General features: G+C 62.5%; 20 protein-coding genes and 1 pseudogene. 7 read left to right on the forward strand and 14 right to left on the reverse strand.

Features of this window, described 5'->3' with window-relative positions:
* Window positions 1–63: 63 nt before the first annotated feature.
* The 4 genes from pip to mdoH all read left to right on the forward strand — a co-directional run bounded on the left by pip (window position 64) and on the right by mdoH (window position 6462).
* Entirely contained in the window at window positions 64–1035 is a 972-nt protein-coding gene (gene pip, locus ACIPO9_RS04830; RefSeq protein WP_274134958.1) for a prolyl aminopeptidase, read from the forward strand.
* Window positions 1036–1178: 143 nt separating this feature from the next.
* Window positions 1179–1616 (forward strand): D-aminoacyl-tRNA deacylase, encoded by a 438-nt coding sequence (dtd, locus tag ACIPO9_RS04835; RefSeq protein ID WP_400779113.1) that lies wholly within the window; start codon window positions 1179–1181, stop codon window positions 1614–1616.
* A 258-nt stretch (window positions 1617–1874) separates the two neighbouring features.
* Window positions 1875–3869: a glucan biosynthesis protein G gene (locus ACIPO9_RS04840; RefSeq protein WP_274134956.1), complete on the forward strand. Its 1995-nt coding sequence runs from the start codon at window positions 1875–1877 to the stop codon at window positions 3867–3869.
* On the forward strand, window positions 3862–6462 hold the full coding sequence (gene mdoH, locus ACIPO9_RS04845; RefSeq protein WP_400779115.1) for a glucans biosynthesis glucosyltransferase MdoH: 2601 nt from the start codon (window positions 3862–3864) through the stop codon (window positions 6460–6462). Before ACIPO9_RS04840 ends, mdoH begins: the two co-directional genes overlap by 8 nt.
* 195 nt (window positions 6463–6657) lie before the next feature.
* Here mdoH and ACIPO9_RS04850 read toward each other — a convergent pair whose 3' ends face one another.
* From ACIPO9_RS04850 to ubiE, 12 genes and pseudogenes are all read right to left on the reverse strand, one after another.
* Window positions 6658–7530, reverse strand: a complete 873-nt coding sequence (locus tag ACIPO9_RS04850) for a methyl-accepting chemotaxis protein (protein ID WP_400779243.1) — start codon at window positions 7528–7530, stop codon at window positions 6658–6660.
* Window positions 7516–8598: pseudogene (locus tag ACIPO9_RS04855) on the reverse strand (methyl-accepting chemotaxis protein); the annotation flags it as partial. The pseudogene ACIPO9_RS04855 and the gene ACIPO9_RS04850, both read right to left, overlap by 15 nt.
* Window positions 8599–8882: 284 nt before the next feature.
* Entirely contained in the window at window positions 8883–10718 is a 1836-nt protein-coding gene (locus ACIPO9_RS04860; RefSeq protein ID WP_400606342.1) for a methyl-accepting chemotaxis protein, read from the reverse strand.
* Window positions 10719–10998: 280 nt separating this feature from the next.
* The gene (locus tag ACIPO9_RS04865) at window positions 10999–11706 is read right to left on the reverse strand and encodes a 16S rRNA (uracil(1498)-N(3))-methyltransferase (RefSeq protein ID WP_400779117.1); all 708 of its coding nucleotides are present in this window, start codon (window positions 11704–11706) and stop codon (window positions 10999–11001) included.
* Window positions 11703–12497, reverse strand: a complete 795-nt coding sequence (tatC, locus tag ACIPO9_RS04870) for a twin-arginine translocase subunit TatC (protein ID WP_274134946.1) — start codon at window positions 12495–12497, stop codon at window positions 11703–11705. The genes ACIPO9_RS04865 and tatC overlap by 4 nt, the downstream gene beginning before the upstream one ends.
* Complete coding sequence (tatB, locus tag ACIPO9_RS04875; protein ID WP_400605779.1) at window positions 12494–12988, reverse strand: Sec-independent protein translocase protein TatB; 495 nt, start codon at window positions 12986–12988, stop codon at window positions 12494–12496. Before tatB ends, tatC begins: the two co-directional genes overlap by 4 nt.
* Window positions 12989–12998: 10 nt before the next feature.
* Window positions 12999–13271 (reverse strand): twin-arginine translocase TatA/TatE family subunit, encoded by a 273-nt coding sequence (locus tag ACIPO9_RS04880; protein WP_274134944.1) that lies wholly within the window; start codon window positions 13269–13271, stop codon window positions 12999–13001.
* Between the two features lie 60 nt (window positions 13272–13331).
* The gene (locus tag ACIPO9_RS04885; protein WP_274134943.1) at window positions 13332–13664 is read right to left on the reverse strand and encodes a phosphoribosyl-ATP diphosphatase; all 333 of its coding nucleotides are present in this window, start codon (window positions 13662–13664) and stop codon (window positions 13332–13334) included.
* 2 nt (window positions 13665–13666) lie between these two features.
* Window positions 13667–14059, reverse strand: coding sequence for a phosphoribosyl-AMP cyclohydrolase (hisI, locus tag ACIPO9_RS04890; protein ID WP_400779119.1), 393 nt, complete (start codon window positions 14057–14059; stop codon window positions 13667–13669).
* A 58-nt stretch (window positions 14060–14117) separates the two neighbouring features.
* A complete protein-coding gene (gene ubiB / locus ACIPO9_RS04895; protein ID WP_274134941.1) occupies window positions 14118–15737 on the reverse strand; it encodes a ubiquinone biosynthesis regulatory protein kinase UbiB in 1620 nt (539 codons plus the stop codon).
* Entirely contained in the window at window positions 15734–16357 is a 624-nt protein-coding gene (locus ACIPO9_RS04900) for an SCP2 domain-containing protein (protein ID WP_400779121.1), read from the reverse strand. The genes ubiB and ACIPO9_RS04900 overlap by 4 nt, the downstream gene beginning before the upstream one ends.
* Window positions 16357–17127 (reverse strand): bifunctional demethylmenaquinone methyltransferase/2-methoxy-6-polyprenyl-1,4-benzoquinol methylase UbiE, encoded by a 771-nt coding sequence (gene ubiE / locus ACIPO9_RS04905; protein WP_110951120.1) that lies wholly within the window; start codon window positions 17125–17127, stop codon window positions 16357–16359. The genes ACIPO9_RS04900 and ubiE overlap by 1 nt, the downstream gene beginning before the upstream one ends.
* Before the next feature lie 141 nt (window positions 17128–17268).
* Here ubiE and ACIPO9_RS04910 point away from each other — a divergent pair, with 141 nt between their 5' ends.
* From ACIPO9_RS04910 to ACIPO9_RS04920, 3 genes are all read left to right on the forward strand, one after another.
* Window positions 17269–17547: a polyhydroxyalkanoic acid system family protein gene (locus ACIPO9_RS04910; protein ID WP_274134939.1), complete on the forward strand. Its 279-nt coding sequence runs from the start codon at window positions 17269–17271 to the stop codon at window positions 17545–17547.
* Window positions 17548–17763: 216 nt separating this feature from the next.
* On the forward strand, window positions 17764–18189 hold the full coding sequence (locus tag ACIPO9_RS04915; RefSeq protein ID WP_400779123.1) for a phasin family protein: 426 nt from the start codon (window positions 17764–17766) through the stop codon (window positions 18187–18189).
* Window positions 18190–18199: 10 nt separating this feature from the next.
* Window positions 18200–19072 (forward strand): phasin family protein, encoded by an 873-nt coding sequence (locus ACIPO9_RS04920; protein ID WP_400779124.1) that lies wholly within the window; start codon window positions 18200–18202, stop codon window positions 19070–19072.
* 149 nt (window positions 19073–19221) lie between these two features.
* Here ACIPO9_RS04920 and ACIPO9_RS04925 read toward each other — a convergent pair whose 3' ends face one another.
* Together ACIPO9_RS04925 and phaC are read right to left on the reverse strand one after the other, a co-directional pair.
* Window positions 19222–19836 (reverse strand): TetR/AcrR family transcriptional regulator, encoded by a 615-nt coding sequence (locus tag ACIPO9_RS04925; protein WP_400779126.1) that lies wholly within the window; start codon window positions 19834–19836, stop codon window positions 19222–19224.
* Window positions 19837–19958: 122 nt separating this feature from the next.
* A complete protein-coding gene (gene phaC / locus ACIPO9_RS04930) occupies window positions 19959–21641 on the reverse strand; it encodes a class II poly(R)-hydroxyalkanoic acid synthase (protein ID WP_400779128.1) in 1683 nt (560 codons plus the stop codon).
* Between the last annotated feature and the right edge of the window lie 4 nt (window positions 21642–21645).

Raw genomic sequence — 21645 nt, forward strand, 5'->3', positions numbered from 1 at the left:
TCGGGTTTATGATGCCCGACGGCAGATAGATAGAAGCCCCTGAATTGGACTTATGGAGCACCTATGCAGACTTTGTACCCGCAGATCAAACCCTATGCCCGGCACGATCTGGCAGTGGAAGAGCCGCATGTGCTGTATGTCGATGAAAGCGGTTCGCCCGAGGGTTTGCCGGTGGTGTTCATTCACGGCGGGCCGGGGGCGGGATGCGATGCGCAGAGCCGTCGCTATTTTGATCCGAACCTGTACCGCATCATTACTTTCGACCAGCGCGGCTGCGGCCGTTCCACGCCCCACGCCAATCTTGAAAACAACACCACCTGGCACCTGGTCGAAGACCTGGAGCGCATTCGCAAGCACTTAGGCATCGACAAATGGGTGCTGTTCGGCGGCTCGTGGGGCTCGACGCTGTCGCTGGCCTACGCCCAGACCCACCCCGACCGGGTGCATGCGCTGATCCTGCGCGGCATCTTTCTGTGCCGTCCCCAGGAGATCAAATGGTTCTATCAGGAAGGCGCGAGCCGTCTGTTCCCTGACTACTGGCAGGATTACCTGGCGCCGATCCCTCAGGACGAGCGCGGCGATCTGCTGACTGCGTTCCACAAGCGCCTGGTCGGCAGCGACCAGATCGCCCAGATGCACGCCGCCAAGGCCTGGTCCACCTGGGAGGGGCGCACCGCGACGCTGCGTCCGAATCCACTGGTGGTCGATCGCTTCTCCGAGCCTCAGCGCGCGCTGTCCATCGCCCGCATCGAGTGCCATTACTTCACCAACAATGCGTTCCTTGAAGAAAACCAGCTGATCCGCGACATGCCCAAGATCGCCCACCTGCCGGGGATCATCGTGCACGGCCGCTACGACGTGATCTGCCCGCTGGACAACGCCTGGGAGCTGCATCAGGCCTGGCCGAACAGCGAGTTGCAGGTGATTCGCGATGCCGGTCATGCGGCGTCCGAGCCGGGCATTACCGATGCACTGGTGCGCGCGGCGTCCCAGGTGGCGCGGCGTTTGCTCGATCTGCCGCCTGAAGAGGCCTGATAACGCCCATTTGTAGGAGCGCGCTTGCCCGCGACGGCTGACTGTCAGGTATACAAACGGTGTCTGGCACGACGCTATCGTCCGGATGCGGCCCAGACCAAGCGCGCTCCTACGGGCATCTGTTTGATGAAAGGAACGTTTGAATGAAAGGCTTACTGCAACGCGTCAGCAGTGCGCGCGTTGATGTTTCGGGCGTCACCGTCGGCGCCATCGACCAGGGTTTGCTGGTGCTGGTAGGCGTCGAGCCCCATGACACCCGTGCCAGCGCCGACAAATTGCTGCACAAGCTGCTTAACTATCGGGTGTTCAGCGACGCTGACGGCAAAATGAACCTGTCGTTGAGCGATGTGGGCGGCGGTTTGCTGCTGGTTTCACAGTTCACCCTGGCGGCCGATACCAAAAGCGGCATGCGCCCCAGCTTCTCGAAAGCGGCGCCACCGGCCCTTGGTGCTGAATTGTTTGACTATTTGCTGGAAAAGGCTAAAACCACGCACGAGAAGGTCGCCGCGGGCCAATTTGGTGCGGATATGCAGGTCCATTTGGTCAATGATGGCCCTGTGACATTTTTGCTGGATAGCTAAATCCGCGATTTTGCCCGGGGGACCCGAATTTATTAGGCAAAAAGCCATAAATACTTTGTTTCCCCTGATGCGTTGTAACGCAGGCTGCTAGATAATCGCGCGCTACAAAGATGGGTAAATGCCCGTCCAATCAGTACAAACGCAAACTGGTCCGACAACGTTTGGGGAATCATTGGCCCCTTTCGCAGTCGGAACAATGCTCGCCAACCCGGCATTTGATAGCTGGCCGTTGGTTTCTTCATCTGTTTTCGGCGAGGGTTGCTCGTGATTGTTAGTCCATGTAATGCACCAAAGACCTCTGGCAAGCGCCTGCGCAGCGCCTTGTTGGCCGGGTCGGCTTTGTTTTGTCTGTTCGGCGCCGGTCAGCTTTGGGCATTTGATCTGGACGACGTGGCGACAAAGGCCAAAGATCTGGCCGGGCAGAAGTTCGTCGCTCCGAAAAGCAACCTTCCAGCGGAATTCCGCGACATGAAGTTTGCCGACTACCAGAAAATCCGCTTCCTGCAGGACAAGGCCGAGTGGGCCGCCGACCGTACCCCCTTCAAGATTTCGTTCTATCACCAGGGCATGCACTTCGACACGCCGGTGAAGATCAACGAAGTGACCGCCACCACCGTCAATGAAATCAAGTACGACCCCAACCGTTTCGATTTCGGCGGCGTGAAGTTCGACCCTAAAGCGACCGAAAACCTCGGCTGGGCCGGCTTCCGCGTGACCTACCCGATCAACAAGGATGACAAGCAGGACGAAATCATGACCATGCTGGGCGCGAGCTACTTCCGCGTCATCGGCAAAGGTCAGGTCTACGGCCTGTCCGCTCGTGGCATGGCCATCGACACTGCGATGCCGTCGGGTGAAGAATTCCCGCGCTTCACCGAGTTCTGGATCGAGAAGCCGAACGCCGATGAAAACCACCTGGTGATCTTCGCGCTGCTCGACTCCCCGCGCGCTACTGGCGCCTACAAGCTGACCCTGCGTCCGGGCACCAACACCCTGGTCGACGTGCAGTCGCGCATGTTCCTGCGTGACAAGGTCGGCAAACTGGGCGTTGCGCCGCTGACCAGCATGTACCTGTTCGGCGCCAACCAGCCGTCGAAAGTCCTCAACTACCGTCGCGAGCTGCACGATTCCAGCGGCCTGTCGATCCAGGCAGCCAATGGCGAGTGGATCTGGCGTCCGCTGAACAACCCTAAACACCTGGCTGTCAGCAGCTTCTCGGTGGAAAACCCGCGTGGTTTCGGTCTGCTGCAACGCGGCCGCAACTTCAGCCATTACGAAGATCTGGATGACCGCTACGACAAGCGTCCAAGCGCCTGGATCGAGCCTAAAGGCGATTGGGGCAAGGGCACTGTAGACCTGGTCGAGATTCCGACCGCCGACGAAACCAACGACAACATCGTTGCCTTCTGGAAGCCTGAAACCCAGCCAGAGCCGGGCCAGTCCGTCGATTTCAACTATCGCCTGCACTGGACCATGGACGAAGACTCCATCCACTCGCCTGATCTGGGCTGGGTCAAGCAGACCCTGCGCTCGACCGGTGACGTGAAGCAGTCCAACCTGATCCGCCAGCCAGACGGCAGCGTGGCCTACCTGGTCGATTTCGTCGGCCCGACCCTGGCCAAACTGGGTGAAGACCCGGCCATCCGCAGCCAGGTCACCACTGACGACAACACCGACCTGGTGGAAAACAACCTGCGCTACAACCCTGTCACCAAAGGCTGGCGCCTGACGCTGCGCCTGAAGGTCAAGGACACCAGCAAGAACGTGGAACTGCGCGCTTACCTGCTGCGCGAGACCCCGGTCGAACCTGGCAAGGAACCTGCGCTGATTACTGCTGACAAATCAGACAAGAAGCCTGAGAAAAAAGCCGACGCCAAGGCCGCTGTCGCAGCTGCCGCGCCGAAGGATGAGAAGGCCGAAATCGTCAAGACCGACGCCGTGAAGGCCGGTGATGCCAAGGACCCGAAAGACGCCAAGGTCGCCAAGGCCGATGCGAAAGCGGACACCAAGGTAGACGCCAAGGCTGACAAGGCCGACGCCGCCAAGCCTGCGGATGCCGCCAAGGTAGCCGAAGCCAGGTCCGACGAAGCTTCGCGTCCTGAAGCCGCCCTGGGCGACGCCGCCAAGGCCAACAAAGGCAGTAAAGAAACCCAGCAGCCAGCTGCAGCGGCTGCATCCACCCAACAGGGCCCGGCCATGAATCAACAGATCCTGACCGAGACCTGGAGCTACCAGTTGCCAGCCGATGAGTAATTCACACGCGGTGCCAGGATCTTCGACAGAATCGCTCAGCGAGTACCTGGCACATCTACCGATGAGCGACGAGCAGCGGGCAGAACTTGCCAGCTGCACCTCGTTCGCCGAGTTGCATGAGCGCCTTTCGGCGCAAACCGTCACCGATCCTGCCGAGGCCGCCCAGGCTTCGGTGGGCCGTCGCCTGACGCTGACCACCGCTGACGAGCTGCACGAGGCTGAAATGCTCGCCGTGGACGCCAGCGGTCGCGTGTGCCTCAAGGCTGCGCCGCCGATCCGTCGCACCAAGGTCGTGCCTGAGCCGTGGCGCACCAACGTGCTGCACCGCGGCTGGCGTCGCCTGACCGGGAAAACCAACCCGCCCAAGCCGACCGAGGACGATCTGCCCCGTGACTTGCCCAAGTCGCGCTGGCGCACCGTCGGTTCGATCCGCCGTTACATCCTGCTGATCCTGATGCTGGGCCAGACCATCGTCGCCGGCTTCTACATGAAAGGCATCCTGCCGTACCAGGGCTGGTCGCTGGTCTCGTTCGACGAAATCAGCCACCAGACCCTGTGGCAGACCGCTGTCCAAGTGATGCCCTACGCACTGCAAACCAGCATTCTGTTGATGTTCGGGATTCTGTTCTGCTGGGTGTCGGCCGGTTTCTGGACCGCGCTGATGGGCTTCCTGGAGCTGCTGACCGGTCGCGACAAATACCGCATTTCCGGTGCGAGCGCCGGCAACGAGCCCATCGAAGCCGGTGCCCGCACCGCGCTGGTGATGCCGATCTGCAACGAAGACGTGCCTCGGGTGTTCGCAGGTCTGCGCGCCACCTTCGAATCCGTTGCGGCCACCGGTGATCTGGATCGCTTCGACTTCTTCGTGCTCAGCGACACCAACGAAACCGACATCGCCGTTGCCGAGCAACAGGCGTGGCTGGACGTGTGCCGCGAGACCAGTGGTTTCGGCAAGATCTTCTACCGTCGCCGCCGCCGTCGCGTGAAACGCAAGAGCGGCAACCTCGACGACTTCTGCCGTCGCTGGGGCGGTGACTACCGCTACATGGTCGTGCTGGACGCCGACTCCGTGATGAGCGGCGAGTGCCTGACCAGTCTGGTACGCCTGATGGAGGCCACGCCAGACGCCGGTATCATCCAGACCGCGCCGAAAGCCTCGGGCATGGACACCCTGTATGCGCGCATGCAGCAGTTCGCCACCCGCGTCTACGGCCCGCTGTTCACCGCCGGCCTGCACTTCTGGCAGCTGGGTGAATCCCACTACTGGGGTCACAACGCGATCATCCGGATGAAGCCGTTCATCGAGCACTGCGCCCTGGCGCCGTTGCCCGGTAAAGGCGCATTCGCCGGTGCGATCCTGTCCCACGACTTCGTTGAAGCAGCGCTGATGCGCCGTGCAGGCTGGGGCGTGTGGATTGCCTACGACTTGCCGGGCAGCTATGAAGAACTGCCGCCGAACCTCCTGGACGAACTCAAGCGTGACCGTCGCTGGTGCCACGGTAACCTGATGAACTTCCGCCTGTTCCTGGTCAAGGGTATGCACCCGGTTCACCGCGCGGTGTTCCTCACGGGCGTAATGTCGTACCTGTCGGCACCGTTGTGGTTCCTGTTCCTGGTGTTGTCGACGGCGCTTCTGGCGGTCAACACGCTGATGGAGCCGACCTACTTCCTGGAGCCTCGCCAGCTGTATCCGTTGTGGCCGCAGTGGCACCCGGAAAAAGCCGTCGCGCTGTTCTCGACCACCATCGTCCTGCTGTTCCTGCCCAAGCTGCTCAGTATCATTCTGATCTGGGCCAAGGGTGCGACCGGCTACGGTGGCCGGATCAAGGTCACCCTGTCGATGCTGATGGAGATGCTGTTCTCCATGCTGCTGGCGCCGGTGCGGATGATTTTCCACACCCGTTTCGTTCTGGCCGCGTTCCTGGGCTGGGCCGCGACCTGGAACTCGCCGCAACGTGACGACGACTCCACGCCGTGGAGCGAAGCCGTCAAGCGTCATGGTCCGCAGACCCTGCTGGGCTTTGCCTGGGCTGCGCTAGTGGCCTGGCTGAACCCGAGCTTCCTGTGGTGGCTGACGCCAATCGTTGGTTCGCTGATCCTGTCGATCCCGGTTTCGGTGATCTCCAGCCGCACCAACCTGGGTCTCAAAGCCCGCGACGAGAACCTGTTCCTGATTCCGGAAGAGCACACGCCGCCGCAAGAGCTGGTGTCTACCGATCAGTACACCCACGAAAACCGTTGGCATGCACTCAATGACGGCTTCGTGCGGGCAGTGGTCGATCCGCAGCAGAACGCCCTGGCGTGCGCGCTGGCAACGTCGCGTCACCGTCAGGCCGAGCCGATCGAGTGGATGCGTATCGAACGCGTGCGCCATGCCATCAAGGGCGGGCCTGAGCACCTGAGCAACCACGAGCGCCTGCAACTGCTGAGCGACCCGGTTGCCCTGGCGCGCCTGCACGAGTTGGTGTGGGCCGAAGGCAATGCCGCGTGGCTGGACGCCTGGCGGGCATCGGTGAAAGCCGATCCCCATGCGCCGCTGCTGCCACTGCAGCCGGCTACGCACCTGACTGCGCCATCGCTGGCCAATGCCTGAGTGATCCGCTGAAACAAGAACGCCGCCAGAGAGCAATCCCTGGCGGCGTTTTTGTTTATGAGCGATCTCACCCTGCGTCCTCGAACCTATGGACACATGACCCTGTAGGAGCGCGCTTGCCCGCGATGGCGGTGTGTCAGCCACCAAAATGTGTAATGACACACCGCCGTCGCGGGCAAGCGCGCTCCTACAGGATTACACCCGGAACCGACCCACCAGCTCCTGCAACTGCGCGCCGAGGCGGGCGAGTTCGGCGCTTGATGCTGCGGTCTGGTCACTGGCGGCGGCGGTCTGTTCGGAGATGTCCCGCACGTTGAGCACGCTGCGGTTGATCTGCTCGGCCACCACCGTCTGTTCCTCTCCCGCCGTGGCTATCTGCTGGTTCATGCTCTGAATCGTCGACACCGTACGGGTGATGCTCTCCAGCGAGCTACCCGCGCGGCGGCTGAGTTCCACGCTGCTGTCGGTGAGGTTGCGGCTGGCATCCAGCGTACTGACCACCTGTTGAGTGCCATTCTGCAGGGCGGCGATCAACACCTCGATTTCCTCGGTCGATTCCTGGGTGCGCTTGGCCAGGCCCCGCACTTCGTCGGCGACCACGGCAAAGCCGCGCCCGGCCTCACCGGCCCGCGCAGCCTCGATGGCGGCATTGAGTGCCAGCAGGTTGGTCTGCTGCGCCACGGACTTGATGACATCCAGCACGCCGCCGATCTTGTCGCTCTCCTGCTTCAGATCGCCCATGGCCCGGGTCGAGTTGTGCACCTCCACCGCCAGGCGCTCGATCTGGCCGATGGCATCGGCCACCACCCGGTCGCCTTCCCGTGCCTGGAGGTCGGCCTGGCGGGCAGCCTCGCTGGCTTCCTCGGCATTGCGCGCGACCTCCATGACCGTCGAGGTCATCTGATTCATGGCGGTGGCGACCTGATCGGTTTCGCTTTTCTGATTGTTGACCCCTGTGCTGGTCTGCTCGGTGACTGCAGACAACTGCGCGGCGGCGCTGGCGATTTGCGTCACGCCGTCGCCAATCCCGGAAATCAGCTTTCGCAGGCTCACAGTCATGTCTTGCATGCTGTGTTGCAGGCGGCCCATCTCGTCATGGCGCCTGATGTCGATGTCCACGCTCAAGTCGCCCTTGGCAATGCGCTGCGCGGCGTGCAGGGTCTGTTGCAGCGGAACGATGATCTGCCGCGTGATGAGCCACGCCGCCAGCAGCCCCAGTACGATCGCCAGCATGGCCACACTGATCAGCATCTGCCGCGACCGGTCTGCTTCGCCGTCCCTGCGCTGGGTTTGCAGGGTGCTGGTGTCGGCCGTGGAGGTGAGCAGGCTGTCGCCCATCGCTTCCATGGACTCATGGGCCGCTTCTGCCTTGATTTGCAATGCCTTGAGCTGGTTGAGCTGGTTGCGGTAGTCCTCGATCGCCTTGCGCGCAGTGTCCAGAATGGAGGCGCTGGTATTGGAGGGGCTTGAGACGATCTCCTGGATCTCCCCCAGCGCCCCCTCGGTGGCCTTGACGGCCGCCGCCTCGAACGTCTCCTGGCCGCTGTACAGGTAGGCCTGGGAGGCGGAAAGGGCCGCCTGCATGTACCGACGCAGTTGCAGGATATTGGTGAACTCGTCGAGCTTCTCTGTGTTGCCCTGTTCCTCGCTGACGGCCTTGAGCACATCGGCCTCGACCTGATCGACTGCGGTGATGACAGTTTCCGACAGGCTTTTCATCTGCATCCGTGAGTCATCCCGGCTCTGCAGCAACTGCCCCAGATTGGCGAACGTGCTGCCCAGGGAGCGTGCGTCTTCGCTCTGCTTGTTGAGCATCTGCAGCACGTCGGCGGGGTTGTCATCGTCCCGCAGGCCCTTGAGGTGCGCTTCGATTTCACTGATGCGCGCGGAAACCCGGCTTGCGCTCTCGGGCGTGTTTTCGATGCGAAAGATGATCCGCTCGGCCCGCAGGTCCTTGGTCAGGGCGCTGAGCTGGGCGATGGCGCTGAGGGATTCGGAGCGCACGATCATGGTGTCCAGCCCGAGCCAGCCGGTCACCGTGATCGCCAGTGTGAGTACCAGCACCAGGCCGAAACCCAGCGAGAGCTTGAGCTTGACGCTGCTGTTGGCCAGCGCCTGGTTGATTCCTTGCAGCATGATGCGTCTCCTGCGGATGTGCGATAAACGCGCATCGGCAGGGTGGCCGGGCTCATGACCTGAGGAGGGTGTAGGAGATTTCCGAAGCGATGAAGGGGGTGAGGCAGTTCACAAAAGCTTTCGTAGCAGCACGGCTTGCCGGCGGGAGCGGTGTGTCAATCAACCCATCTCTGACAGAAACGCCCTGTAGGAGCGCGCTTGCCCGCGACCACAGTGTGTCAGCCACCAAAATGTATAATGACACACCGCCTTCGCGGGCAAGCGCGCTCCTACAACGGAGGTCGTTAGATCCGGAACTTGCCTACCAGCCCTTGAAGGTGCGTACCCAGCCGCGCCAGCTCCACGCTCGACGCCGCCGTTTCTTCGCTGGCCGCCGAGGTCTGTTCAGACACGTCGCGCACGTTCAGCACGCTGCGGTTGATCTCTTCGGCGGTGGCGCTCTGCTGTTCGGCGGCCGCAGCGATCTGCTGGTTCATGGCCTGGATCGCCGACACGGTCTGGGTAATGCTTTCCAGCGAGCCACCGGCGCGGCGGGTGAGGTCCACGCTGCTGGCCGTCAGTTCGCGGCTGCTGTCCATGATCGACGCCACCTGTTGCGTGCCGTTCTGCAGGCCCAGGATCAGCTCTTCGATCTCCTCGGTGGATTTGTGCGTGCGCTGGGCTAGGCTGCGAACCTCGTCGGCCACCACCGCAAAGCCGCGACCGGCTTCGCCAGCGCGAGCAGCTTCGATGGCGGCGTTGAGCGCCAACAGGTTGGTCTGCTGGGCCACGGACTTGATGACGTCCAGCACGCTGCCGATCTTGTCGCTCTCGCGCTTGAGTTCGCCCATGGCCTCGGTGGAATGGGCCACCTCGCGAGCCAGGCGCTCGATCTGGGCGATGGCCTCGTTGACCACCTTGTCACCCTCTCGGGCCTGCTGATCGGCCGCCACGGCCGCCTCAGAGGCTTCCTCGGCGTTGCGCGCCACTTCCTGCACGGTTGCAGTCATCTGATGCATGGCGGTGGCGACCTGATCGGTCTCGACCTTCTGGCTGTTGACCCCGGCGCTGGTCTGTTCGGTCACCGCCGACAGTTCCTCGGCGGCACTGGCGATCTGGGTGACGCTGTCGCCGATGCCGCCGATCAACTCGCGCAGGCTCAGGGTCATGCGCTGCATGCCGCCTTGCAGCTGGCCCAGTTCGTCGCGGCGGTCGACCTTGAGGTTGTGCGTCAGGTCGCCGGATGCCACGCGGTCCACGGCAATCAGTGTCTGTTTCAACGGCAGGGTGATCTGGCGGGTGATGGCCCATGCGGCCAGCACGCCAAACAGCAGGGCGATCACGGTCGCGATGCCGAGCATCGACTGCGCCTGCTGGCTGTCGGCGTCGCGCTTGGCGTTCTGCGAGGCGGTCAGCTGGTCGCTGAGGTCGCGCAGTTGCTGGCCCAGCCCGGCCATTTTTTCCATGGCCTGACGGCTGACCTGCTGCGCATCGCGGTATTGCCCAACGGCCGCGCGATAGCCCTTGAGTGCCAGGTTGGCCTTTTGCAGTTGCGGGATGTACTGCGAAGAAACGTCGCCGGCCAGGGTGTTCACGCCGACGATGGCTTCGTCGATGGCGGCGTTGGCGTTCTTCTCGAAGTCAGGATTGCCGCTGAAGGTGTAGCCGCGCACCTGGAAGCGTGCTTGCTGGATCTGCTTGCTGACGCCCACCGCGCTGTTGAATTGCAGGATGTTGTCGTGCTGGATCAGCGCTTCCTCGATCTTGTTGACTTCCTCGACCGCGGCGTCCGCTGTCGCACCCAGGTTGGTGCGGCTGGCTTCACGTGCGGCGATGGCGCGGGTCATGTCGTCGAAGGCGCGACGGTAGTCGGCGGCGGCCTGGATCTGGCCGTCGAGGAGTTGCAGGTCGCCTGGGCTTACGATCTTGCCGCGAGCTTTCTTGAGGTAGCCGTCGAGCTTGTCCAGCGCGGTCATGACACCCGTCGCGGCTTCGGCGCTGTACTGGGCTTCGTAGCGCATGCGCGCGGTGCCCAGGTCCAGGGTCTGCTCGCTGATCTGCGAGATGTTCGCCAGCTTGTCGCCGCGCTCGATCAACGAGCCCAGGCTAGACCAGCCCGTGGCAGTAATGACCAGCGTCATCAACAGCACCAGGCCGAAGCCGATGGCGAGTTTGCGACTCACACTCACGTTCCCGAGACGTTGGGCAAACCAGCGATACATGTGGATTCCTTGCGCGTTGTTTTTATCGATGCCGGGTTATCGGCACACAAAATGTGAACTGCAACGCCATTGGGCGGAAATGGCGCAGGAGCCGTCTAGTTTGTCCGTAGCAGCACGGCTTGCCGGCGGGAGCGGTGTGTCTGTAACGGATGGGTTGACTGACACACCGCTCCCGCCGGCAAGCCGTGCTGCTACGAGATCAGAAGAGACGTGCGAGGAGGGCGGTGACGGCGGTTTCGACGCGCAGGATGCGCTCGCCCAGTTGCACCGGGTTCAGGCCCGATGCGCGCAGCAGTTCGACCTCGTAGGGAATCCAGCCGCCTTCGGGGCCAATGGCCAGGGTGACCGGCTGCTCGACCGCACGCGGGCATGGGGGAAAGTCGCCGGGATGGCCGACCAGGCCCAGCGTGCCTTCCACGATGGCTGGCAGCCGGTCCTCGACGAACGGCTTGAAGCGTTTCTCGATGACGATTTCCGGCAGCACGCTGTCCCGGGCCTGTTCAAGCCCCAGAATCAGGTTTTCGCGAATCGACGCAGGTGTGAGGAACGGGGTCTGCCAGAAGCTTTTCTCGACGCGATAGCTGTTGACCAGAATGACTCTGGGCACGCCCATGGTCGCCACGGTCTGGAAGACCCGGCGCAGCATCTTCGGGCGGGGCAGGGCCAGCACCAGCGTCAGTGGCAGTTTGGCCGGCGGCTCGCGGTCGAAGCTGACCGACAGTTCCGCCTCGCGGGGCTCCAGGCGCAGCAGCTCGGCACTGCCCAGCAGGCCACCCACGCGCCCGACCCGCAGGCTGTCGCCCACTTCTGAGCGATGCACCTCTTGCATGTGCTTGAGGCGCCGGTCGCGCAGGATCACCCGGTCGGCCGAAATGAAGTCGGCCTCTTCCAGCAACAGCAGGTTCACGGCTGGGTCGCTGGCGGCTGGTCTTGCTTGTCCTCGGCGTTCTCGTCGTCTTCGTGGTCACCGCGCTTGGTGACCATCGAGCTGCACAGCACGCCGATTTCGAACAGCAGCCACATGGGCACCGCCAGCAGCGTCTGGGAAAAGATGTCGGGCGGCGTGAGGATCATGCCGACCACGAAGCAACCGATCACCACATAGGGGCGAATCTTCTTCAGGTATTTGACGTCGACGATGCCGATCCACACCAGCAGCACCACGGCCACGGGAATCTCGAACGCCACGCCAAAGGCCAGGAACAGAGTCATGACGAAATCCAGGTAACTGGAAATGTCCGTCATCATCGACACGCCCTCGGGCGTCACGCTGGCGAAGAAGTGGAAAATCAGCGGAAACACCAGGAAATACGCAAAGGCCATCCCGGCGTAGAACAGAATGATGCTGGAAATCAGCAGCGGCACCGCCACGCGCTTTTCGTGCTTGTACAGGCCCGGCGCGATGAAGCCCCAGATCTGGTACAGGATCACCGGCATCGCCAGGAACAGCGCGACCATCATCGTCAGCTTGAACGGCGTCAGGAACGGCGAAGCCACGTCGGTGGCGATCATCGTTGCGCCTTCGGGCAGGAATTTGCGCAGCGGCGCCGAGACGAAGGTGTAGATCTTCTGCGTGAAGTAGAACAGCGCGCCGAAGATCACGAAGATCGCCAGCACACAACGCAGCAGGCGCGAACGCAGTTCAGTCAGGTGCGAGACCAGCGGCATCTGCTGGTCATTTTCCGGGATTTCGCTCATGGGGCTCGTGGTGGCTGTGTCGAATCGTTGGCGGAAGGTGTGCTCGGCACAGCGGCGGCAGGAGCAGGCGCGACAGGCGCGGGCGCCGTTGCAGGCGGCGAAACCGGTTCGACCACCACGGGCTCCGAGATCACCCCGGTGCTGACCGGGGCCGGTTCGGCAGCAGGCGCGGGGGCGTTTTGCGCCTCGGGTGTCGGCGCTGCATCCAGCGCTGAAGGCGCAGGCTCCGGCGCAGCTGCGCGGGCCTGGGGCTGCATGATTTTGCGCGCTTCTTCTTCCAGCGAAAGAATGTGCTCGTTGTGCAGTTGACGACGAATCTCGTCGGCACCGATTTCGCGCTCAACTTCCTGTTTGATCGCATTGAAGCTGCGTTTCAGACGCCCGACCCAAAGCCCGGCAGTGCGCGCGGCTCCCGGCAGGCGCTCGGGGCCCAGTACCAGCAGGGCAACGAGACCGACCAGCAGCAATTCAGAGAAGCTGATACCAAACATGCGTCAGGACCTAGTCTTTGCGGATGGGCTCTTCGACTTTCTGCGCAGTGCCGTCGATGGTGTGCGGCTGATGCAGCGGCTGGGTCGGCGGGGTTGGCTGCGCGGTCTGCTGGGGTTGCACAGGCGGCTGCTCAGGGCCTTTTTCGTCGTCGTTCATGGCCTTGCGAAAGCCCTTGATCGACTCGCCGACGTCAGTGCCCAGGTTCTTGAGTTTCTTGGTGCCGAAGACCAATACCACGACAACCAGGATGACGATCCAGTGTTTCCAGTCAAAAATGCCCATGACGCGTTCCTCACAAGGTATTCGGGGCCCCTTGGCCCTCGGTTTATTCAGCCGGGCGCGTTATTCAGTTGGGCGCGCCGCCTTTTCGGCGTGGCCCGATAACCCGAAACGGCGATCCAGTTCATCGAGTACGGCTTGTGGATGCTGGCCCAGTGCTGAAAGCATGACCATGCTATGGAACCACAAATCGGCTGTTTCGTAGATGACATCGCTGCAGTCACCGCTGACGGCGGCATCCTTGGCGGCAATGATGGTTTCGACCGACTCTTCGCCGACCTTCTCCAGAATCTTGTTCAGCCCCTTGTGATAGAGGCTGGCCACGTAGGATGAGTCCGCCGCCGCGCCCTTTCGCTCTTCGAGCACCTGAGCCAGGCGAGACAAGGTATCAGTCATGTTCAGTGTCCTGCGTGGTAAATGGCTTCGGGGTCCTTGAGCACCGGCTCGACGGTCTTCCAGCCGGCGTTGTCATAGACGCGATAGAAGCAGCTTTCGCGGCCGGTGTGGCAGGCGATGCCGCCGATCTGCTCGACCATCAGGATGATGACGTCGGCGTCGCAGTCCAGGCGCATTTCGTGCAGCTTCTGCACATGGCCCGATTCTTCGCCTTTGCGCCACAGTTTGCCACGGGAACGCGACCAGTAGATGGCGCGGTTTTCGGCGGCGGTCAGGCTCAGCGCTTCGCGGTTCATCCAGGCCATCATCAGGACACGCCCGGTTTTATGATCCTGGGCAATTGCCGGGACCAAACCGTCGCTGTCCCACTTGATCTCGTCCAGCCAGTCTTTCATCGTCGGCTCCGGCCGCTGTGTTGAAGGGGGTTAGTGTGCCAGCGGCAGGCGCTGCTGGCTATCGGCGAACAACCAGATAGAGCCCCGCGACCAGCATCAGCACCGAAGGCCAGGCGCTCATCGCGATCAACTCGCCACCTGATTGAGTATGGGCGGTTGCCAGCACTACGCCACCGGCCAGCAGGCACGCGCCCAGCAGCCGCAGGGCCCAGTGGTCGCCCTTGTGGCTGTAGGGCGGCGGCGGATCGGAGGTGTGCGGCTGGGACAGACGCTCCAGCAGATCGCGGGTCATGTTGGCCAGATGCGGGATCTGCTCAACTTGTGACTGCAAGTTTCCGATCAGTGTCTTGGGGCTGACGCGCTCGCGCATCCAGCGCTCCAGGAACGGCTGCGCGGTGCTCCACAGGTCCAGCTCGGGGTACAGCTGCCGGCCCAGGCCCTCGATGTTGAGCAGGGTTTTCTGCAACAGCACCAGTTGCGGCTGCACTTCCATGTTGAAGCGGCGGGCGGTCTGGAACAGGCGCATCAGCACCTGGCCGAAGGAAATATCCTTGAGCGGCTTCTCGAAGATCGGCTCGCACACGGTGCGGATCGCCGCTTCGAATTCGTTGAGCTTGGTTTCTGCCGGCACCCAGCCCGAATCGATGTGCAACTGCGCCACACGGCGATAGTCGCGCTTGAAGAAGGCAAACAGGTTGCGCGCCAAGTAATCCTGGTCCTCGGGTGTCAGGCTGCCGACGATGCCGCAGTCGATGGCGATGTACTGCGGATCCCAGGGTGCCACGGTGCTGACGAAGATGTTGCCGGGGTGCATGTCGGCGTGAAAGAAGCTGTCGCGGAACACCTGGGTGAAGAACAACTCCACGCCGCGCTCGGCGAGCTTTTTCATGTCGGTGCGCTGGTCGGCCAGGGTCGCGAGATCCGTGACCTGAACGCCGTAGATGCGCTCCATGACCAACACTTTCGGCCGGCACCAGTCCCAGTAGACCTGCGGCACGTAGAGCATGGTCGAGCCTTCGAAGTTGCGTCGCAGCTGGCTGGAGTTGGCCGCCTCGCGCAACAGATCGAGTTCGTCGTAGATGGTCTTTTCGTAGTCGGCGACCACGTCCACCGGGTGCAGCAGGCGGGCGTCGGCGGACAGGCGCTCGGCGATGCTGGCCAGGATGAACAGCCAAGCCAGGTCCGAACCGATGATCGGCTTGAGCCCCGGACGCACGACCTTGACCACCACTTCCTCGCCGGTCTTCAGGCGCGCGGCGTGTACCTGCGCCACCGAAGCCGAGGCCAGGGGCGCGACGTCGAAACGGCTGAACACGTCGCTGATCTTCGCCCCCAGCTGGGATTCGATCAGGGCGATGGCCTTCTCGGACTCGAACGGCGGCACGCGATCCTGCAGGAGCATCAGCTCGTCGGCGATGTCTTCGGGCAACAGGTCCCGGCGGGTCGAGAGCAACTGGCCGAACTTGATGAAGATCGGCCCCAGGTCCTGAAGTGCCAGGCGCAGGCGCGCGCCTCGGGTCAGTTCACTCTTGCGCCTGGGGAACCAGCGCCAGGGCAGTACGAAACGGACGGCGAGCAGCCACCAGGGCAGGGGCAGGGCGAACAGCAGGTCATCCAGGCGGTAGCGGATGACGACCCGCTGGATGCGAAACAGGCGGCGGACGGCAAGCAGGCTCATGCGTTATCGCTGGGTTTGAGAGATTGGGCCAGACGCTCGAAGCGGGCTTCGAGGCGTTCCAGGTCTTGTTTGGTCTGATCCAGTTCGGCGAAACGCGCTTCTGCCTCGCGCTTGCCGACCAGTGTGCGGGATTCTTCAGCCAGGTACTCGGCCAGGTTGTGGGAGAGGCTGGTGATCGTGTCGCGGGTCATGCGCGCACTCCTGCGCAGATGACCGCCGATCAACGGCGTGGCCACCGGGCCCAGCCAGCGTTGCAGCTCGTATTCCCAGTCCAGATCGAGATCCTGCAACACGCCCACCAGCTCCAGCAGTACGGCGCTTTCACCGTCCAGTTCGACTTCGGGGCTGTGCAGCACGGCATTCTTGTCGCGGCTCGTGGCAAGGCGCATCAGGCTGGCGGCCGGTGAGCGCAGGGTCACGTCGGCGCCGCCTTCCCAGGTCGAGGCCAGCATCAGGCCTTCGTCACTGGGCAGGATGTGCAGGTCGAACGCAGGGCTGGTGCATTGCACCGCGATGATCTTGCCACTCAGGCGATCCAGGCGTGGCAGCGCCGTGCTGTCCATTTGCAGCACACGATTGATGCCGTGCTCGGCGCTGGCGAGCAAGCCGCGGATCAGCATCAGGGCTTGATACCGCGATGCAGGGCGACGATGCCGGAGGTCATGTTGTGGTAGGTCACGCGGTCGAAACCGGCCTCTACCATCATCGACTTCAGGGTTTCCTGGTCCGGGTGCATGCGGATCGATTCGGCCAGGTAACGGTAGCTTTCCGAGTCATTGGTGATCAGCTTGCCGGCCAGCGGCATGAAGGCGAACGAGTAGGCGTCGTAGACCTTGGACATGACCTTGTTGGTCGGTTTGGAGAACTCCAGCACCAGCAGGCGGCCGCCCGGCTTGAGCACGCGCAGCATGGAGCGGATGGCGTCTTCCTTGTGCGTCACGTTGCGCAGGCCGAAGGCGATGGTCACGCAGTCGAAGTGGTTGTCCGGGAACGGCAGCTTTTCAGCGTCGGCCTGGACGAACTTGATGTTGCCGGCCACGCCGCGGTCGAGCAGGCGGTCGCGACCGACCTTGAGCATCGAGGCGTTGATGTCTGCCAGTACCACTTCGCCGGTAGGGCCGACCAGGTGGGAGAATTTCTTCGCGAGGTCGCCCGTGCCGCCTGCGATATCGAGTACGCGGTTGCCGGTACGAACGCCGGAAAGCTCGATGGTGAAGCGCTTCCAGAGGCGGTGCATGCCACCGGACAGCACGTCGTTCATCAGGTCGTACTTGGCTGCAACGGAGTGGAACACTTCGGCGACTTTCTCGGCCTTCTGGCTTTCGGCCACGGTTTTGTAACCGAAGTGGGTGGTGGGTTCGGCATCGCTGCCTTTGCGCGGATCGTTCATATCGCTGTCACCGGAATAAAGTGCGGCCATTCTAATCGTCGGGGCTGGCTTTGTCTTGACAAGGGTTAGGGTGAACAGTTTCTTCAAGGGATGGCACTGGTATAGTGGCCCGACGATTTACCTCGATGAAGGAGCCTGCCAATGGCCCGAATTACCGTGGAACGCCCGCACACGCTGGGCAAGGACAAGGCCCGCGAGAAGGCCGAATTGCTGGCCGAGAAGCTGGGCGAAAAATATGGCATCGAGCACAGCTGGAACGGCGACACCGTGTCGCTGGAAGGCAAGGGCGCCAAAGGCACGGTGCAGGTGGAAGAAGCGCTGGTGCGGGTCAACATCGAGCTGAATTTCTTCCTGTCGGCGATGAGCAGCACCATCGAGTCCGAAGTGGCGCGCCAGCTGGACAAGGCCCTGACCGCCTGACGCCCGCCCTTGTAGGAGCGCGCTTGCCCGCGATGGCGGTGTGTCAGGCGATGAATGGTTGAATTCACCGACCCCGTCGCGGGCAAGCGCGCTCCTACAGTTCATCTCTGTGCTCACTGGCTAGGGTGAGCATTCTAATTTTTCCCTCTACTTTGTGCCCATGCCCCAACTTCCTGCGGGCGGTTGCTCCCATCCCTTTCGAGTGTGAGGTGCGTCATGGTCAAAGTTGCCCTGAAGAAAAAAATCGCAAATGAAGAGGCCAAGACCTTTTCGGAAGTTCGTCTCTATGCACGCAAGATCTGGCTCGCGGGCCTGGGCGCCTACGTCAAGGCTGGCCAGGAAGGCAGCGAGTACGTCAAAGAGCTGATTCGCACCGGCGAGCAGACTGAAAAGAAAGCCAAGAAAGTCATCGACGAAAAGGTCGAGGCGGCCAACACCGAAATCGACGAAGTGACCGGTGAAGTGATCAAGGCCAAGGGCCGTGTGGAAGCGCAACTCGACAAGATCGAAAGCGCATTCGACCGCCGCGTGGCTAGCGCCTTGAATCGCATCGGTATTCCGTCTAAACATGATGTTGAGACACTCTCTGCTAAGCTCGATGAGCTGACGGCATTGCTCGAACGTGTCGCGCGTAAACAATAAGGAGAGCGGGATGGCTGGCAAAAAGAAAACCGATAAAGAAGGCAGCTCCTGGATTGGCGAGGTTGAAAAATACTCGCGCCAAATCTGGCTGGCTGGTTTAGGCGCTTACTCGAAGATCAGCAATGACGGCAGTAAGCTTTTCGAATCGTTGGTCAAGGACGGCGAGAAAGCCGAGAAGGAAACCAAGGCCACCGTTGGCAAGACCGTGGACACGGCCAAGACCACTACCAAATCCCGCGTCGGTGACGTGAAGGATCTGGCGCTGGGCAAATGGGGCGAGCTGGAGGGGGCTTTCGACAAGCGCCTGAACAGCGCGATCTCGCGTCTGGGCGTTCCCAGCCGCAACGAGGTCAAGGCACTGCACAGCAAGGTTGACCTGCTGACCAAGCAGATCGAGAAACTGACCGGCGCTTCGGTCACACCTGTCTCGAAAACCGCCGCTGCAAAACCTGCGGCTAAAACCACCGCCAAGCCATTGGCCAAAGCTGCGGCCAAGCCTGTTGCGAAAGCGGCAAGTACCGTTGCGAGCAAGACTGCAGCCGCCAAACCGGCAGTGGCCAAGGCTGCGGCCAAACCGGTAGCTGCGGCATCCAAGGCTGCTGCTTCGACTGCTGCCAAGGCCAAAGCCGTTGCAGCGAAACCTGCGGCCAAGCCTGCTGCGAAACCTGCCGCCAAACCGGCAGCGGCGGCCAAACCTGCAGCCGCGAAGAAACCGGCAGCGGCGAAAAAACCAGCCGCCGCCAAGCCAGCCGCCGCGAAACCGGCAGCAGCGCCTGCCTCGGCAGCACCGGCCAGCACCGCTTCAAGCGCACCGGCGCAGGCAGCTGCGGCCGCACCATCGTCGGCCAGCTCCACGGCGTCGACACCGTCCAGCCAATCCTGATCCCCGGCTGGTTATCCCGAAGCCCGATCTGTGCAAGCAGGTCGGGTTTTTTATTGCCTGTAGCAGCCGGGCTTGCCCGCGGGTCGATCTCACGGACGCCCCCGCCGGCAAGCCGTGCTGCTACGGGGCGTGGTGTATCGGAGTCGGGGTCAATCGTCGAGATAGTGCATCGCCAGCTTCTCTGATGCATGCCGGGCACCCGGTTTTAGGTGCGGCGCGACCAGCATCATGATCTGGTACACGACGACACGGGTTTCCCCTTCGCGGTCCAGAATGCGCTGGTAATCCAGCGAGAACAGCAAGGTCATGGTGATCTGCTCGACCAGTTGCCCCAACGCCTGGGTGTCACTGGTGACCTGGCCTTCGGCCTTCAGGCGGGCCAGCAGCGAGGCCAGGGTGCGCTTGATCGAGTTGAGCAGGTTGCGGATGCCACGGGCCAGCTTCGGCAGGCGTCCGGCCAGGTTCGACAGGTCCTGGAACAGAAAGCGGTAATGCGACAGGCGCTCGACGATCAGGTGCAGGAACAGCCAGTAGTCCTCGGCCTCGAGGCGAGCGTCGGCCGGTGGGTCGAGCAAGGGCGCGAGTTCGACCTGGAAGCGCTCGAACAGCTCCATCACCAACGGCTCCTTGCCGTGAAAGTGGTAGTAGAGATTGCCCGGGCTGATGTCCAGTTCGTTGGCGATTTCCAGTGTCGAGACGTTGGGTTCGCCCTGCAGGTTGAACAGCTGCAGGGCACATTCGAGTATGCGGTCGCGGGTCTTCATCCAGTCTTCTTAAGTCTATTGACGAACTGTAGGAGCGCGCTTGCCCGCGACCGGGCGTGTCAGACGACGTCGATGACACAGACCCAACGCCATCGCGGGCAAGCGCGCTCCTACGGGTGATATCAGCGCACGCGCACGTAGGTCCCCGGCGCTGCCTCCATCGGCGGGTAGTTCTGGTTGCCCAGTGCCGTCAGCGTCTCGCGTTGCGGCCCCGAGCGTTCCTGGATCCAGCTCAGCCAGGTCGGCCACCAGCTGCCCTCGGTGGTGGTCGCGTCGTAGTACCAGGCGCGAGGGTCGCCGCTGAGCTTGCCGTTCTCCACGAAGTTCGACTTGGGGTTGCCTGGCGGGTTGAGGATGCTTTGCACATGGCCGCTGTTGGAGAGCAGGAACCTGCGTTCGCCGCCCAGCAGCAGCGTCGAGCGATAGACCACATCCCAGGGGGTGATGTGGTCGTTGATGCCGGCCACGCTGAAGCTGTCCACCGTGACCTTCTGCAGGTCGATGGGCGTGCCGCACACCTCAAGGCCTCCGGCATGCGTCAGCGGGTTGTGCTTGAAGAAATCGAGCATGTCGCCATGCAGCGCGGCGGGCAGGCGGGTGGTGTCGTTGTTCCAGTAGAGGATGTCGAACGACGGCGGCGCCTTGCCCAGCAGGTAGTTGTTGACCCAGTAGGACCAGATCAGATCATTGGGTCGCATCCAGGCGAACACCTTGGCCATGTCGCGGCCATCCAGCACGCCGCGCTGGTAGGAGCGGCGCTTGGCGGCCTCAAGAGTCTGTTCGTCGATGAACAGCGTGGCGGGGCTCTCGATCTGGCTGTCCAGCAGGCTCACCAGATAGGTCGCGCTGGCCACCCGACGCATCTGCCGCTTGGCCTGCAAATGGCCCTGCAAGGCGGCGATGGTCAGGCCACCGGCGCAGGCTCCCATCAGGTTCACTTCGCGGGCGCCGGTGATCGCCCGGCACACGTTCATGGCTTCCTCGACGGCCTCCACGTAACTGGAGAGCCCCCACTCGCGATGCCGCACATCCGGGTTGCGCCAACTGATGATGAAGGTCTGCAAGCCGTTCTTGAGCGCGTACTGGACGAAGCTGTTGTGCGGGCTGAGGTCGAAAATGTAGAACTTGTTGATCTGCGGCGGCACGATCAGCAGGGGCCGCGCGTACTGCTTTTCGCTCATGGGCTTGTACTGGATCAGCTCCAGCAGCTCGTTGCGAAACACCACCGCGCCCGGCGTCACGGCCAGGGTGCGGCCGATCTCGAAGGCGTCCTTGGTGGTCTGGCTGGGCAGGCCGTTGTTGTGCAGGAAATCATCGAACATGTGGCTCAGGCCCTTCACCACGCTGCTGCCGCCTGAGTTGAACAGCTCTTTGACCGCCAGCGGGTTGAGCAGGCTGTTGGTCGGCGCCAGCGCGTCGTTGAGCAGTGCGAAGATGAACTGCGCGCGGGAGCGGTCGTCCTCGGGCAGGCCGCTGTCGGCGATCCAGTTGCGCACCTGGTGCTGCCAGCTCAGGTAGGCCTGCAGGCCGCGACGGTAAATCGGGTTGTGGGCCCAGGTCGGGTCGTTGAAGCGCGCATCCTGCGGGTGCAACTGATGAGGTGTTTCACCAAAAAGCACCTTGCCCAACTGGCCGCCAAGGGTCAGGGCGTGACGCGCCGTGTAGACCGGGCGCTTGAGGCCTTGCAACGCCACGCTGCGCAGGGTCGAGAACAGATCCCTGCCGCGCAGGCCGGTGATGGCGCTCTGCGCGTTGATGTAGGTCGCTGGCGTCGGGTAGGCATTCTTTGCCGGTTTTTCTCGCATGGAT

The organism is Pseudomonas sp. NPDC090203 (assembly GCF_044746765.1).
GTDB classification, from domain to species: Bacteria; Pseudomonadota; Gammaproteobacteria; order Pseudomonadales; family Pseudomonadaceae; genus Aquipseudomonas; species Aquipseudomonas putida_AD.

Excerpts from the sequence above, each read along its gene's own strand:
- ACIPO9_RS04880 (WP_274134944.1), bottom strand. The coding sequence starts at position 13,271 with ATGGGCATTTTTGACTGGAAACACTGGATCGTCATCCTGGTTGTCGTG.
- phaC (WP_400779128.1), bottom strand. The coding sequence starts at position 21,641 with ATGCGAGAAAAACCGGCAAAGAATGCCTACCCGACGCCAGCGACCTAC.
- pip (WP_274134958.1), top strand. The coding sequence starts at position 64 with ATGCAGACTTTGTACCCGCAGATCAAACCCTATGCCCGGCACGATCTG.
- ACIPO9_RS04910 (WP_274134939.1), top strand. The coding sequence starts at position 17,269 with ATGGCCCGAATTACCGTGGAACGCCCGCACACGCTGGGCAAGGACAAG.
- ACIPO9_RS04885 (WP_274134943.1), bottom strand. The coding sequence starts at position 13,664 with ATGACTGATACCTTGTCTCGCCTGGCTCAGGTGCTCGAAGAGCGAAAG.
- ACIPO9_RS04925 (WP_400779126.1), bottom strand. The coding sequence starts at position 19,836 with ATGAAGACCCGCGACCGCATACTCGAATGTGCCCTGCAGCTGTTCAAC.
- ACIPO9_RS04900 (WP_400779121.1), bottom strand. The coding sequence starts at position 16,357 with ATGCTGATCCGCGGCTTGCTCGCCAGCGCCGAGCACGGCATCAATCGT.
- ACIPO9_RS04850 (WP_400779243.1), bottom strand. The coding sequence starts at position 7,530 with ATGCAAGACATGACTGTGAGCCTGCGAAAGCTGATTTCCGGGATTGGC.
- ACIPO9_RS04860 (WP_400606342.1), bottom strand. The coding sequence starts at position 10,718 with ATGACGCTGGTCATTACTGCCACGGGCTGGTCTAGCCTGGGCTCGTTG.
- hisI (WP_400779119.1), bottom strand. The coding sequence starts at position 14,059 with ATGAAAGACTGGCTGGACGAGATCAAGTGGGACAGCGACGGTTTGGTC.
- ACIPO9_RS04915 (WP_400779123.1), top strand. The coding sequence starts at position 17,764 with ATGGTCAAAGTTGCCCTGAAGAAAAAAATCGCAAATGAAGAGGCCAAG.
- mdoH (WP_400779115.1), top strand. The coding sequence starts at position 3,862 with ATGAGTAATTCACACGCGGTGCCAGGATCTTCGACAGAATCGCTCAGC.
- ubiB (WP_274134941.1), bottom strand. The coding sequence starts at position 15,737 with ATGAGCCTGCTTGCCGTCCGCCGCCTGTTTCGCATCCAGCGGGTCGTC.
- dtd (WP_400779113.1), top strand. The coding sequence starts at position 1,179 with ATGAAAGGCTTACTGCAACGCGTCAGCAGTGCGCGCGTTGATGTTTCG.
- ubiE (WP_110951120.1), bottom strand. The coding sequence starts at position 17,127 with ATGAACGATCCGCGCAAAGGCAGCGATGCCGAACCCACCACCCACTTC.
- tatC (WP_274134946.1), bottom strand. The coding sequence starts at position 12,497 with ATGAGCGAAATCCCGGAAAATGACCAGCAGATGCCGCTGGTCTCGCAC.
- tatB (WP_400605779.1), bottom strand. The coding sequence starts at position 12,988 with ATGTTTGGTATCAGCTTCTCTGAATTGCTGCTGGTCGGTCTCGTTGCC.
- ACIPO9_RS04920 (WP_400779124.1), top strand. The coding sequence starts at position 18,200 with ATGGCTGGCAAAAAGAAAACCGATAAAGAAGGCAGCTCCTGGATTGGC.